10 protein-coding genes and 1 riboswitch are annotated in these 14,523 nt (G+C 39.6%); of the genes, 6 read left to right on the forward strand and 4 right to left on the reverse strand.

From position 1 onward, the window contains the following. Positions 1 to 61 precede the first annotated feature (61 nt). The gene (locus HDE68_RS11830) at positions 62 to 1,669 is read right to left on the reverse strand and encodes a S41 family peptidase (RefSeq protein WP_183882131.1); all 1,608 of its coding nucleotides are present in this window, start codon (positions 1,667 to 1,669) and stop codon (positions 62 to 64) included. 191 nt (positions 1,670 to 1,860) lie between these two features. Here HDE68_RS11830 and murQ point away from each other — a divergent pair, with 191 nt between their 5' ends. The 6 genes from murQ (at position 1,861) to HDE68_RS11860 (ending at position 9,642) form a co-directional block, all read left to right on the forward strand. Then, complete coding sequence (gene murQ / locus HDE68_RS11835; RefSeq protein ID WP_183882133.1) at positions 1,861 to 2,667, forward strand: N-acetylmuramic acid 6-phosphate etherase; 807 nt, start codon at positions 1,861 to 1,863, stop codon at positions 2,665 to 2,667. Between the two features lie 8 nt (positions 2,668 to 2,675). Continuing rightward, positions 2,676 to 3,245, forward strand: coding sequence for a hypothetical protein (locus HDE68_RS11840; protein WP_183882135.1), 570 nt, complete (start codon positions 2,676 to 2,678; stop codon positions 3,243 to 3,245). A gap of 50 nt (positions 3,246 to 3,295) precedes the next feature. Further along, positions 3,296 to 4,045: a Bax inhibitor-1/YccA family protein gene (locus tag HDE68_RS11845; RefSeq protein ID WP_183882137.1), complete on the forward strand. Its 750-nt coding sequence runs from the start codon at positions 3,296 to 3,298 to the stop codon at positions 4,043 to 4,045. A 227-nt stretch (positions 4,046 to 4,272) separates the two neighbouring features. Next, a riboswitch (SAM riboswitch) is annotated at positions 4,273 to 4,382 on the forward strand. Between the two features lie 118 nt (positions 4,383 to 4,500). Next, a complete protein-coding gene (metH, locus tag HDE68_RS11850; RefSeq protein WP_183882139.1) occupies positions 4,501 to 8,160 on the forward strand; it encodes a methionine synthase in 3,660 nt (1,219 codons plus the stop codon). A 16-nt stretch (positions 8,161 to 8,176) separates the two neighbouring features. Then, entirely contained in the window at positions 8,177 to 9,130 is a 954-nt protein-coding gene (metF, locus tag HDE68_RS11855) for a methylenetetrahydrofolate reductase [NAD(P)H] (protein WP_183882141.1), read from the forward strand. Between the two features lie 74 nt (positions 9,131 to 9,204). Next, positions 9,205 to 9,642: an META domain-containing protein gene (locus tag HDE68_RS11860; protein ID WP_183882143.1), complete on the forward strand. Its 438-nt coding sequence runs from the start codon at positions 9,205 to 9,207 to the stop codon at positions 9,640 to 9,642. A 53-nt stretch (positions 9,643 to 9,695) separates the two neighbouring features. Here the strand turns inward: HDE68_RS11860 and thrC are convergent, their stop codons facing one another. The 3 genes from thrC to thrA are packed head-to-tail and all read right to left on the reverse strand — an operon-like array spanning position 9,696 to position 14,397. Beyond that, a complete protein-coding gene (thrC, locus tag HDE68_RS11865; protein WP_183882145.1) occupies positions 9,696 to 11,006 on the reverse strand; it encodes a threonine synthase in 1,311 nt (436 codons plus the stop codon). 11 nt (positions 11,007 to 11,017) lie between these two features. Beyond that, a complete protein-coding gene (locus tag HDE68_RS11870; protein WP_183882147.1) occupies positions 11,018 to 11,953 on the reverse strand; it encodes a homoserine kinase in 936 nt (311 codons plus the stop codon). Next, entirely contained in the window at positions 11,950 to 14,397 is a 2,448-nt protein-coding gene (thrA, locus tag HDE68_RS11875) for a bifunctional aspartate kinase/homoserine dehydrogenase I (RefSeq protein WP_183882149.1), read from the reverse strand. The genes HDE68_RS11870 and thrA overlap by 4 nt, the downstream gene beginning before the upstream one ends. Positions 14,398 to 14,523 lie beyond the last annotated feature (126 nt).

Below are 14,523 nucleotides of genomic sequence, written 5' to 3' on the forward strand. Positions count from 1 at the left end.
TAAGATGCCTCCGGAAAATCAAATATTTATGGGGGCATTTTTATGAATAAAGAATTTTAATTTATTGCATGCTCGAAATAGCCTGCTTAACCATGCTGTCGTTTAAGTTCAAAGCCTTATAATAACCTGCTTCGCCTAAATGATACTTACAAAGCAATGCTTTTAAGTCGCTATATATAACAGGTTTTGCAGCAGCCAGCTGTTTAGGGTCAATTACAATATTTTTAGATTGTATATACTTCACAAAATCTTTATAATCTGCATCGCTAATCGTAAAAGAAGCAAGGTTCTGTTCCAGATAAGCTGCATTATAGCGATTAGCTAAAATATCGAAGACATAATCAAAAAGTACCTTTTTAGTTAAAAGCAAGCCATAAAATTTATTCATGCCGGTGGTATCCATTTTCACATAGATATCTGGCTCGATACCGCCTCCGGCAAAAACCTTTTTACCGGAGCCTGTAGTAAAAGCAAGGTTTCTTCTTAAACTATCTTTTGCTGCAACAGGCTTCTCTGTAAGCTCACCATCGTTGAAACGATCATCTATCTCATTCTGATAAGCTGTATATCCTTTTTTATAAGACTTTTGAATACTGCGTCCCAATGGCGTATAATATCTGGCAATAGTCAGGTTTAACGCAGAACCGTCTCCAAAAGGGAACTGTTCCTGTACCAGCCCTTTTCCAAATGAACGGCGTCCAATAATGATTCCTCTATCCAGATCCTGAACAGCACCTGCAAGTATTTCACTTGCAGAAGCCGTATTTTCATTAATCAGTACAGCAAGTTTACCATTTTCAAACTCTCCGCCCCCTGTAGCGATATAATCAGTACGGGGTTCATGTTTCCCTTCCGTATATACAATCAGTTTATTCTCCGGGAGAATCTGATTGGCCAAACCAGTAGCCGCAGTCAGATACCCTCCCCCATTATCTCTGAGATCAAGTACCAGTTTTTTCATTCCGGCAGCTTTCAGTGTTTTTACTGATTCCACAAAATCTTTATCTGTATTTGCCCCGAACTCACTAATCCGGATATATCCGGCGTCAGCATTGATCATATAGGCGGCATCAATACTGCTGACATTAACCCTTCCTCTTTTTATAGTTAATAAAACAGGGTGAGGGGAACCGGAATGCAGGACAACCAATTGTACTGGTGTTCCTTTTTTTCCTTTGATCTTTCCTATCATTTTATCTTTTGTAAGATGTTTGCCACTCACAAAAAGACTATCAATTTTCAGAATTTTATCGCCAAGCCTTAATCCTGCCTGTGCAGCCGGTCCATCCTTGATCACATTAGTTACCAGCAATGTATCTTTCAGGATATAATACTCGATACCAATGCCTTCGAAATTGCCTTCCAGAAGATCAGATTGAGCATTTGCTTTCACAGGAGGCAGATAGACACTGTGCGGATCGAGCTGATGAAGCAGACTATCAATTTCCAGATGGCTCAGGGTATCTGCATTGATTTCATCCACGTAATTTTTATTGATCAGATTGATAATCTCGTCAACTTTATTAGAGTTCTTATCAGCAAACTGTACATTCCGTTCAAAAGTGAAACCCTGATCCTTTAAAAACTTGTAACCCAAAAACATACCACCTATTAATGTTACTGAATAAGTGATCGCGATAAGCAGGTTTTTACGGGTAGTAGGTTTCACTGAGGTAGTTTTGTACAAAGTTATGAAATTACGCTGTTAATTAAGTCATTAACCCCATTAGAATTGTAATTGTTTCATATTTAATTATAATCCTCAAATGTTTATAAAAATCAGGCTATAAATCATCCCGAATCGTATTCATATTTCCCTGTTAAAAAGAAATTGACGATTTTTATCAAAAAATAAACAATATGATACGCATCACTGAACAAGAATCAAAATATCATCATATTGATCAGATGGAAGTCCTTGATATCCTTAAAAGTATAAACAATGAGGATAAAACAGTTCCGCTGGCAGTAGAGAAAGCAATCCCCCAGATTGAGAAACTGGCGAGCGCTGTTGCAGAACGCATGAAAAACGGCGGAAGACTATTCTATATTGGTGCAGGGACAAGTGGCAGATTAGGTGTCGTTGATGCCTCAGAATGTCCTCCTACATTTGGAGTTCCTTTTGATGAAGTTGTCGGAATTATTGCCGGTGGGGATAAAGCTATCAGAAGGGCAGTGGAAAATGCCGAAGATGATGATGTTCAGGCATGGGTAGATTTACAGGAATTTAATATAAATGCCAAAGACAGCCTGGTTGGCCTTGCAGCTTCCGGAACAACGCCCTACGTAGTTGGAGGACTGAAAAAAGCCAAAGAAAACGGAGTTCTTACCGGCTGTATCATTTGTAACGAAGGCGGCCCTGTGGTCGAAGCCAGTGATTTCCCTGTGGAAGTAGTTGTAGGTCCCGAATTTTTAACCGGATCGACCCGTATGAAATCCGGTACCGCTCAAAAATTAGTATTAAATATGCTGAGTACCACTGTAATGATCAGATTAGGCCGGGTTAAGGGCAATAGAATGGTCGATATGCAGTTAACTAATCATAAGCTCGTTGACAGAGGAACCCAAATGGTCATGAACGAACTTCATGTGGATTATAAAAAAGCAGAAGATCTGCTGCTTCGTTATGGAAGTGTAAGAAAGGCTGTTGAAGCCGGTACTAAATAAGAAAGAAAATGCACGAAATAGAACCTTTTTACCGCTGGCGTGACGATTATATCGCCGCAGAAGACCCAAGGTCACCTTTTTACAATACGGAATACTCTGAGTTTTATTTCGATAAACAGTTATATAATTTCCTGATCCATCCGCAATGGGATGATTTTGGTTCAAATACACTGTACATTAAAGTTCTGTTTGTTGATTATGAACATAATTATGCAATTATTGAGTTTATCGGGGAATGGAATGATGCGATAGGAAATGATATTATGCTCTTAAAACGGGAGATATTAGAACTGATGATTGACGAGGGGGTTAATAAATTTATCCTGATCGGAGAAAATGTCCTTAATTTTCATTCTTCAGAAGACAGTTATTATGAAGAGTGGTTCCAGGATGTAGAAGATGGATGGATTACCGGAGTAAATTTCAACCCGCATGTCATCGAAGAATTCAGAAGCAGCAATATTGATTATTATATCAATTTCGGCGGTGAACTTGACGATTTGGCATGGAGAACCCTTAAACCTCTTCAAATATTCCATAAAGTTGAAGAAATTCTGACAAAAAGACTAGGGGCATAGCTTTTGCTGATACAAATAGATTCGTATATTTAATTAAATTTTAAAATAACATGGATAACAATAATAATAATTGGTCACAACAATCAGTTTTTGTGGAAAACCAATCAGGAACTGTTGCAAAGAAATTCTTTGCCAACGTGTTTTTATGGATGTTCGTAGCACTGGGTATCTCTACACTTGCTGCAGTTTATATGGCTAATACTCCTGAAATGTTCGGTTACCTGATCAATCAGGCAACAGGTAAAATGTCTATTATAGGTTACGCAGTAATGTTTGCGCCACTCGGACTTGTACTTTTAATGAGCGCTGGTTTAAGCAGACTATCTTACGGAGCTTTATTAGGTGTTTTTATCCTGTATTCTTTATTGACTGGTGTAAGTTTAAGTTTCATCCTTTTAGCATATACCACAACTTCAGTAGTGGCTTGTTTTGCTGCCGCAGCAGGGATATTTGGTTTAATGGCTATATTAGGTTATACCACCAACACTGATTTAAGTAAATTCGGCTCCATCCTGATGGTTGGTGTAATAGGTCTGGTTATCGCAAGTGTCGTTAATATGTTCCTGAAAAGTTCAGGTTTTGATTATATTATGAGCTTCTTTGGTGTAGCGATCTTCACTGCATTAACAGCTTATGATGTTCAGAAACTAAAACGCATTGGTGCTGGGATCGAAGAAAACGGCGGTACAATGGCAGTTGATGACACTAAAAAATTAGCAATCATGGGAGCTTTATCCCTATACCTTGACTTCCTTAACATCTTTATCTTCTTATTGAGAATATTCGGCGGAAGGAAATAAACAAGCATAAATTCTTTTTAAAAGGCTGGCTGGATTGAATCCTTCCAGCCTTTTTTGTTATGAATACGTACCGCAATTAATAACTCCCCTCGTTCCTTTTAACTCATATTTCCGAGCGCACAGAACATTGTTCGGAACACCCCTTCTATTTGCCTGATTTTTGCAATTTTATATGCTTTAAACTCTATTTCCTTGGAAATGATTTTTCTTTGTTGCATTTTTGTGTCCGCTTATAAAGAAAGACGGAGGGATTAGACCCAACGAAGTCTTAGCAACCTGTGCTTACAAGGTGCTACATTCTACTTGAACAGCTTTGGTTGTTCTTGAAAGATAAGTTAATTCGATCCGATACCGGATTTCTGATTAGGCCTGTTACATCAAATTTTTCCGTATTTTTTATCAAATAGCATTGTAAAGCTATAATACGAAAAAATGGCTATCCACCATACAGATAAATGAGCATAAGAGAAGAGCTTGCAAAACGAATACTAATCATCGATGGCGCTATGGGCACCATGATCCAGCGCTATATCCTGACCGAAGAAGATTTCAGGGGAGAGCGGTTTGCGAACCACCCATGCGATGTGAAGGGTAATAATGACCTGTTAAATATTACACGCCCTGATATTATCAAGGCTATACATACCGAATATCTCAAAGCAGGTACCGATATTATTGAAACCAATACTTTTAGTACGCAGCGGATCTCGCTTGCGGATTATCAAATGGAAGAGCTCGATTATGAAATGAGCTTTGAAGGTGCTAAGATTGCTAAAGAGGCAGTCAATGAGTTCATGGCAGCAAATCCGGACCGGGTCTGTTTTGTTGCCGGAGCTGTAGGACCAACTAACCGTACTTTATCTATTTCTCCAGACGTTAATGATCCGGGATACAGAGCATTAACCTTTGATGAATTGGTTGATGCCTACTATGAGCAGGTCAGGGGTCTGATTGATGGCGGTTCTGATGTATTATTAATCGAGACTATTTTTGATACTTTAAATGCCAAAGCCGCAATTTTTTCAATCAAAAAATATGAAGAAGTTATTGGCCGCAAGATCGAAATTATGATTTCCGGAACTATTACAGATGCGTCAGGCAGAACCCTGTCCGGCCAGACTGTAGAGGCTTTTCTGAATTCAATTATTCATGCAAACCCTTTAAGTATCGGTTTTAACTGTGCCCTTGGCGCAAAAGATATGAGACCGCATATTGAAGAACTGGCTTCAAAGGCCCCATGTTATGTGTCCGCTTATCCAAATGCAGGATTACCAAATGAATTTGGTGCCTATGATGAAATGCCAAATGAAACAGCCTCAATGGTTGGAGATTTTATTCAAAATGGCTTTGTCAATATTGTGGGTGGTTGTTGTGGCACCACGCCAGAGCATATCGCAGCTATTGCTGCAAAAGCTAAAAATGTTACCCCAAGACAAATCCCGGAAATACCACGTTACCTGCGCTTAAGCGGATTAGAACCCGTTACCATCACACCCGACAGCATGTTTGTCAACATTGGTGAAAGAACCAATATCACGGGCTCTCCAAAATTCTCTAAATTAATTTTAAGCGGTGACTATGAAGCAGCACTGACCGTTGCCAGACAACAGGTTGAAGGTGGCGCACAGGTTATTGATGTGAACATGGATGAGGGGATGCTTGATTCTGAAGCTGCAATGACTAAATTTCTTAATCTTATTGCTTCAGAACCGGATATCTCTAAACTGCCAATCATGGTCGATTCCTCTAAATGGAGTGTCATTGAAAATGGCTTAAAATGTTTACAGGGAAAAGGGATTGTCAACTCGATCTCTTTAAAAGAAGGGGAAGATAAATTCCGTGAAAGTGCCCGTAAAATTATGAATTACGGTGCTGCTATCGTTGTGATGGCTTTCGATGAAAATGGCCAGGCAGATAACTTTGAACGCAGAAAAGAAATCTGTAAACGTTCTTATGATATCTTAGTAGATGAAATTGGTTTTCCGGCAGAGGATATCATTTTTGACCCTAACATCTTAACTGTTGCCACAGGACTGGAAGAACACAATAACTATGCGGTTGATTTTATCAATGCAGCACGCTGGATCAAAGAAAACCTGCCTTATGCAAAAGTAAGCGGAGGTGTATCCAATATCTCTTTCTCTTTCAGAGGAAATAATACCGTACGTGAAGCGATGCACTCTGCCTTTCTTTTCCATGCGATTAAAGCTGGCCTGGATATGGGAATTGTGAACGCCGGGATGCTCGAAGTATATGAAGCTATCCCTGCTGAGTTATTAGAACGTGTAGAAGACGTCTTACTGAATCGTCGGGAGGATGCCACAGAACGCCTGGTAGACTTTGCAGAAACGGTAAAATCTAAAGGAAAAGAATTAGTTAAAGACGAAGAGTGGAGAAAAGAATCAGTAGAATCACGTCTATCCCACTCTTTGGTGAAAGGAATTATTGAATACCTGGATGCCGACGTCGAAGAAGCAAGACAACAATATGACCGCCCTATCCACGTCATTGAAGGGCCGCTGATGGATGGGATGAATATTGTAGGTGATTTATTCGGAGCTGGAAAAATGTTCCTTCCGCAGGTTGTAAAATCTGCCCGGGTAATGAAAAAAGCGGTAGCTTATCTGCTCCCATTTATTGAACAGGAAAAACTGGACAATCCTGACGGCAATCAAAGTTCATCTGCCGGAAAAATTTTACTGGCCACTGTAAAAGGTGACGTACACGATATTGGTAAAAACATTGTAGGTGTAGTTTTAGCTTGTAATAACTTTGAAATCGTTGATTTAGGGGTGATGGTCCCTGCTCAGGAAATCATTAAAAAAGCAAAAGAAATCAATGCAGATATTATTGGTTTAAGTGGGCTGATCACTCCTTCGCTGGATGAGATGGTGCATTTTGCCAAAGAGATGGAAAGGGAAGGTTTTACTGTACCCCTGCTTATCGGTGGTGCAACAACTTCCAGAATTCACGCAGCTGTAAAAATAGCGCCAAATTATTCTGGTCCTGCTATTCACGTACTGGACGCTTCCAGAAGTGTGACTGTATGCAGTACACTGATGAACGAAGAAACCCGTGGCGATTATATTGACAATATCAGAAAGGAATATGATAAAGCGCGTGAAACGCATTTGAATAAACGTAACGATAAACGTTTTAAATCTATAGCGGAAGCGAGAACAGATAAATTTACTATAGATCCTGCACTGGTTGCTCCGGCGCCTAAATTTACAGGAACAAAGACATTTGAAGATTTCCCGTTAGAGACCCTTGTGCCTTATATTGACTGGACTCCTTTTTTCCATACCTGGGAATTAAGAGGCAGTTACCCTAAAATATTCAATGACAAATCTGTAGGTGACGAGGCAAAAAAACTATATGATGATGCCCGGGTCCTGCTGCAAAAGATTGTTGAGGAAAAATTATTAACTGCTAAGGCAGTAATCGGCTTCTGGCCTGCATATGCCAAAGGCGATGATATCGTATTAGAGGCCGATGGAAAACCTGTAACAATTCATACCCTGCGTCAGCAGGCAGAAAAAGTTGCCGGAGAACCTTATTATGCTTTATCTGATTTTGTAGCGACCAAAGAAGATGGCGTTCAGGATTATTTTGGCGGTTTTGCAGTAACAACTGGTATCGGCTGTGATGAAATGGTAGCCGAATTTGAGGCTAATTATGACGATTACAACAGTATTATGGTCAAAGCATTGGCAGACAGACTTGCTGAAGCCTTTGCAGAGCATTTACATGAACTGGTACGTAAAGAGTATTGGGGTTATGCAGCAGATGAACAACTGACCAATGAGGACCTGATTAAAGAAGAATACGCAGGTATCCGCCCCGCACCAGGTTACCCTGCCTGTCCGGACCATACAGAGAAAGAAACACTTTTTGACTTATTGGGAGCAGAACAAAAAATAGGGCTTCGTCTGACAGAAAGTTTTGCCATGTACCCTACTGCAGCTGTAAGCGGATTTTATTTCTCACATCCACAATCAAGATACTTTGGCCTTGGAAAAATAACCAAAGATCAGGTAGAAGAATATGCCATCAGAAAAAATATGTCACTTGAAGATACAGAAAGATGGCTTAGCCCGAATTTAGCTTATTAACTTCTAACAAAAACAAATGAAGATCACCGACCACATCACCAATGCCAAGGGTAAAACCTTGTTTTCTTTCGAGCTCCTGCCGCCGGTTAAAGGAAAAAGCATCACCGATATCTATGCTGCCATTGATCCTTTAATGGAGTTTAACCCACCCTTTATTGATGTGACCTATCATAGAGAGGACTATATTTATAAACAGCATGACAACGGCCTGCTGGAAAAAGTTTCTTACCGTAAACGCCCTGGAACTGTAGCGATCTGTGCTGCTATTATGAACAAATATAAGGTAGATGCTGTTCCTCATTTAATTTGTGGTGGCTTTACCAAAGAAGAAACCGAAAATGCACTGATTGACCTCCAGTTTTTAGGTATCGATAATGTTCTGGTATTACGCGGGGATGCCAGACATGCAGATTCCTCTTTTATTCCTACACCAGGCGGACATGCTTATGCGACTGATCTATTAGGCCAGGTTAATGATATGAATAACGGGAAATATCTGTTCGAAGATCACTCGGCTTTCCAGACAGACTTTTGTATTGGCGTAGCAGGCTATCCTGAAAAACATTTTGAAGCCCCAAATCTTAAAACCGACTTTAAATACCTGAAGCAAAAAGTGGATATGGGTGCCGAATTTATCGTTACACAAATGTTTTTCGATAACTCTAAATATTGTGATTTTGTTGCCCAATGCAGAGCAAATGGGATAAATGTCCCCATTATTCCCGGACTTAAACCCCTTACTTCTTCTAAACAACTGATCAGCTTGCCAAAAATTTTCCATATCGATCTGCCCGAAGATCTGACAGAAGCGGTACAGGAATGTAAAAATGAGAAAGAAGTAAAAGAGGTAGGAATAGAGTGGATGATACAGCAGTGCAAAGAGTTAATCAAAGTTGGCGCTCCGGTTCTTCATTTTTATACGATGAGTAATCCTGAACCTACTCAACGAATTGCACGCGCAGTTTTCTAATCTGATAGTCAGATTACACACCTGAAGAATATTTGGCAGATTCTTTGTATATTTCGTTCTCTACAAAGAACGATATGAGAAGGACGACATTGATGGTACTTACAGTTATTGGCACTTTAACTTCCTGTAATGCTTTAAAGAATACAGTAGAAGCAAGTTCAGATTTATCAAAGCTTGGAGGAACCTGGGAATTGAATTATATTTCGGGACCAAGAATTGCTTTCAACGGCTTATACCCCGGTCAGAAACCAACCTTAGTTTTTGACCTTGCAGATAAGAAAGTAAGCGGGAACAGCAGTTGTAATTCCTTTTCAGGGAAATTGAATGCAGATGATACCTCTATCAATTTCAATCAGCCTATGGCAGTCACTAAAATGGCCTGCCCGGGTGAAGGAGAAGCCGTCTTCTTTGAGACACTCAAAAAAGTAAATAAATACTCCGTGAAAGGAGATACGATACTGAATTTTATGATGGGTGATATTGCCATCATGAGGTTCAAAAAAATTAAATAAGAAAAAGCCTGTTTAAATCAATTAAACAGGCTTTTATTTGAAAAGACAAACGCTTAGTTTGACGTTAGTAAAAATGTCTTAAAAGCAGCAAAGTCAGCCTGCATAGCTGTAGCTGTTTTCTCTTTCTTTTTCAGTTCATTCACCTGCTCAGGAATTCTGATCTGTGCAGCAAGTTCCGCATCAAAGATATCAGGGAACTTACATGGATGCGCAGTAGACAGGAATACAAAAGTATCCTCAGCAGAGAAATGCTGTTGCTGATATTCCTGTACCGCTAACCAGGCAATAGCTGTATGCGGACAGGCCACATAGTTAAATTTCTGAAAAATATCCGCAATAGCCTGAACAGTCTGTTTATCTGTATAACGATAACTTTTAACGAGCTCTTTGACTTGTTCTCTTTGATCGTTAAACAAAGCCATAATTCTTACCCAGTTGCTTGGTGCGCCCACATCCATTGCATTTGCATAAGTCTGTACAGAAGGTCTTGTCTGGTAAACACCGGTCTCCAAAAAGCGTGGAACAGTATCATTTGCATTCGTAGCTGCTATAAACTGTTTTACTGGCAGCCCCATTCTATAAGCTAATAAACCAGCACCAATATTACCGAAGTTTCCACTTGGCACTGAAAACACAACCTCTCTTTTTCCTGCTCTGAATAATTGGGCAATTGCATTAAAATAATAGAAAGTTTGTGGAATAAGTCTTGCAATATTAATTGAGTTCGCAGAAGTAAGCCTCATTTTGCTATTCAGCTCCTCATCGGCAAAGGCCTGTTTCACCAGATGCTGACAATCATCAAAAGTACCATCAATCTCTATGGCACGGATATTATGCCCATTACTGCATAATTGCAGTTCCTGAATTTCACTTACTTTTCCTTTAGGATATAAAATGGTTACCCTGGTATTTGGCACACCTAAGAAGCCCAGCGCTACTGCTCCTCCTGTATCTCCGGAAGTAGCCACCAGCACATCAAGCAATTGCTCATTGTCTTTTAGAAAATAAGCCATAATCCTGCTCATAAATCTTGCTCCGAAATCTTTAAATGCTAAAGAAGGGCCATGAAACAATTCAAGCACGTAGGTCTTTTCATTTAATTGATGCAAGGGTGCTTCAAAATTAATGGCGTCATCGATTATAGCTTTGAGATCAGCTGCAGGAATATCATCCTGTAAAAGTGCAGAGGCTACTTTATAAGCAATTTCAGGTAGTGTATACTGATCCAGGTGCTGAATAAAATCCTGATCAAGCACAGGAATCTCTACAGGCATATAAAGGCCTTTGTCCTGTGGCATACTATTGAAAACAGCTGTTTGGAAATCTATTTTCAGGTCGTGGTTATTCGTACTGTATAATTTCATGTTTGTGTTTTTTAATCTAGTATAACCGGCCCCTTTTTATTAACCGGAGATACAAATGAAAGACTGTTAATCTGAATAGATTTCAATTGTTTTTGCAGTGCAACGGTGATCCGTCCTGCAGTATCCTGATCTTTAGTCAGTGCAAATACAGAGGGCCCTGAACCGGAGATCCCAAAACTAATCGCTCCCAGCTCCATTGCAATACTTCTCATTTTATAAAAATCAGGAATTAAAATAGATCTTGTAGGCTCTACCAATACGTCAACCATACTCCTGCCAATCAAATCATAATCATTCGTAAACAGACCGGTGACCAGGCCTGCTACATTTCCCCATTGTTTAACCGCATCTTTCAGAAAAACTTTAGAACGGATCATTTGCCGCGCATCTTTAGTCGGTACATCCACTTCAGGATAAACAATAGCTGCGCACATATCCTGTGGAAAAGGAAGACTGATGACGTCCAGAGGTTCATAACTTCTAACCAACACAAAACCACCCAGTAAAGCAGGTGCAACATTATCTGCATGCCCGTAACCGCAAGCCAGTTCCTCTCCTTTCATGGCAAAAGGCACCAGTTCTTTATTGCTCAGCTGGTTATCAAATAAAGTATTAATGGCAAACAGACCAGCCACAGTACTTGCCGAACTTGAACCTAAACCACTCCCGATAGGCATTTTTTTATGCAGTTCAATATCAATTCCTATATCAGTACGGCCAATATGTTTCAGGTAATCCTGTACACTGGCACTTACTGTATTTTTTGCCGGATTAAGCGGCAACCGGCCATCATCGCCAGTAATTTTAGAAATAAGCACACCTGGTTTATCAGTAACCCGCATGATGACTTCATCACCAGGGGCATTCACTGCAAAACCCAAAACATCAAATCCGCAAACTACATTCGCTACAGTTGCCGGAGCAAAAACTTTTACTGACTCTCTCATTTCTTACCTACATTTATAATATCCGCAAATACACCAGCAGCAGTTACCTCAGCACCGGCACCAGGCCCTTTAATCACTAAAGGACGATCTTTATACCTGTCAGTCGTAAAAGAAATAATATTATCACTACCCGAAAGCATATAGAAAGGATGAGTCTCATCAACCATCTGAAGATTGATTTTAACCTTTCCTTCTTCCAGTCTTCCGATATATCTCAACACCTTATTACCTGCAGCAGCCTGGTTCTTTAAATCCTCAAAATAAGCTGTTTTTTTTTCAAGTTCCTGATAAAAATCAGCTACGCTGGTCGCAGCCATACAAGCTGGCGGCAGCATACTTTCCAACTCTACATCTGCTTCTTCCAGTGGGTAACCTGCATCTCTGGCCAGGATCAGCATTTTACGCATAAAGTCTTTTCCATTTAAGTCATCACGGGGATCAGGTTCTGTATATCCCTTTTCCTGTGCCTCCTTTACAATTTCGTGGAAGAGTACCTCATTTTTAAAGTTATTAAAGATAAAAGAGATCGTCCCTGACAAAATAGCTTCAATACTGAAAATATTATCTCCGCTCAGCATCAAATCTTTAAGTGTACGGATGATGGGCAGGCCAGCCCCTACATTCGTTTCATAATGAAAATCTACCCCATATTTACGTGCTGCTGTTTTAAAAGCATCATATTGCGCATATTCTGCAGAATTACCAATCTTATTACAAGTAACCAGCGAAATACTCGATTCCAATATTTCCTGATAATAATTCACCGGATTAACGCTTGCAGTATTGTCCACAAAGACACAATTAGGCAGGTTCATTGCTTTCATCTGCTTCACAAATGAAGCTAAATCTGCTTTTTCAGCATTGTTATTTAGTTCATTTTCCCAGTCAGCAAGATCCAGTGCAGTTTTACTTACATACATCTGTCTTGAATTACTGATTCCCATCACCTTTACTTCCAGGTCATTATTTTGAGCAAGAAGCGGGCTTTGCACCAGTAACTGACGGAATAAAGTTTTACCAATATTTCCTGTACCCAGACAAAATACATGAAGTGTTTTTTTCAGATCTTCAAAAAAGGCATCGTGTACTGCATTTACAGCTTTTGATAAATCTGTTTTTGATAGAATAACTGATATATTGTATTCTGAAGACCCCTGTGCAATAGCACGGACATTGACACCGTTTCTGCCTAATGCATGAAACAATTTTCCAGACATCCCTGGTGTATGTTTCATATTTTCCCCTACAATTGCCAGTACAGCTAATCCATTCTCTACTTCCGGATACTCCAGTTTTTTAGCCTGCAGTTCCAGTTCAAATTCTTTATTGATAATCGCTAATGCACTTAATGCATCTGCGGGTTTAACAGCAAAAGTGATACTATGTTCAGATGAAGACTGGGTGATCAATACGACATTGATCTGCTCGCGCGATAAAAGAGAAAACAATCTGCCGCTAAAACCAGCTTTCCCAACCATTCCACTTCCCGACAAATTCAATATACTGATCTCATTGATAGATGAAATCCCTTTGATCGGTAATGTTGAAGTATTTACGCCATGGCGGATATAAGTGCCTTTGAAATCTTTATTAAAGGTATTTTTAATAACAATAGGAATCTTTTTAAGAAAGGCCGGTGTCATTGTAGGCGGATAAATAACTTTCGCCCCAAAATAAGATAACTCCATAGCTTCCGTATAACTTAGCTCAGGTAAAGAAAATGCTTTCTCTACCATTCTTGGATCAGCGGTAAGCATTCCATCTACATCAGTCCAGATTTCAATTTCATTTGCATTTAATGCCGCGCCCCATATTGCAGCTGTAAAGTCACTGCCACCGCGCCCCAAAGTTGTGGTTCTTCCTTCGGTATTGCTGGCTATGAATCCAGTTACAAACAATAGTTTATCTCTATTTGCCCCATAAAAATCCTGAATAAGTAATTCTGTTAAAGGTGTATTTACTTTGGCCTGTCCAAAATTACTATCAGTTTTAATTAACTCGGCCCCATCTACACAAAGCGCATTTGGAAAATCCTGCTTTGCAATATGACTAATCATAAAAGCAGAACAGCGCTCTCCAAAACTCAGGATCAGATCTCTGGTTTGAGCACTCAATTCCTTTAAATGATAAACCGATTGTAAAATATCTTCAAGTTCATTGAAGTATATTTTCAACCTGGTAAACACTGGATTTTGTGCAGAGGCAGGAAGCAGCGCTTTAATCACATCGAAGTGTTTTTCTTCGATTTCTTTGAGCTCTGCAGCATACTCTTCTGCTACCTGTGCTTTTTCTGCCATTGCCTGTAGCAGATTGGTTACCCCACTCATTGCTGAAAGTACAACTACCGGATAATCATCCTGTTCTCTTTCTTTGAGGATGCTGATCAGGGTTCGGATACCTGACGCAGATCCTACTGAAGTACCGCCGAATTTTAGAATGTTCATAGTTTTAATTGTTAATCTATTTTTGAATAGGTATTAAGTTTTTGGTTCAGGTATTAAAAAAAAAAGCGCCTTCCGGTTTAGAGGAAGGCGCTTTTTTATGGTTTTTATTTTTCTTATTATACCAAT

It is taken from the genome of Pedobacter cryoconitis, assembly GCF_014200605.1.
In the GTDB taxonomy this organism is placed as follows: Bacteria; Bacteroidota; Bacteroidia; order Sphingobacteriales; family Sphingobacteriaceae; genus Pedobacter; species Pedobacter cryoconitis_B.

Excerpts from the sequence above, each read along its gene's own strand:
- thrA (WP_183882149.1), bottom strand. The coding sequence starts at position 14,397 with ATGAACATTCTAAAATTCGGCGGTACTTCAGTAGGATCTGCGTCAGGT.
- HDE68_RS11840 (WP_183882135.1), top strand. The coding sequence starts at position 2,676 with ATGCACGAAATAGAACCTTTTTACCGCTGGCGTGACGATTATATCGCC.
- murQ (WP_183882133.1), top strand. The coding sequence starts at position 1,861 with ATGATACGCATCACTGAACAAGAATCAAAATATCATCATATTGATCAG.
- metF (WP_183882141.1), top strand. The coding sequence starts at position 8,177 with ATGAAGATCACCGACCACATCACCAATGCCAAGGGTAAAACCTTGTTT.
- HDE68_RS11870 (WP_183882147.1), bottom strand. The coding sequence starts at position 11,953 with ATGAGAGAGTCAGTAAAAGTTTTTGCTCCGGCAACTGTAGCGAATGTA.
- HDE68_RS11860 (WP_183882143.1), top strand. The coding sequence starts at position 9,205 with ATGAGAAGGACGACATTGATGGTACTTACAGTTATTGGCACTTTAACT.
- HDE68_RS11845 (WP_183882137.1), top strand. The coding sequence starts at position 3,296 with ATGGATAACAATAATAATAATTGGTCACAACAATCAGTTTTTGTGGAA.
- thrC (WP_183882145.1), bottom strand. The coding sequence starts at position 11,006 with ATGAAATTATACAGTACGAATAACCACGACCTGAAAATAGATTTCCAA.
- metH (WP_183882139.1), top strand. The coding sequence starts at position 4,501 with ATGAGCATAAGAGAAGAGCTTGCAAAACGAATACTAATCATCGATGGC.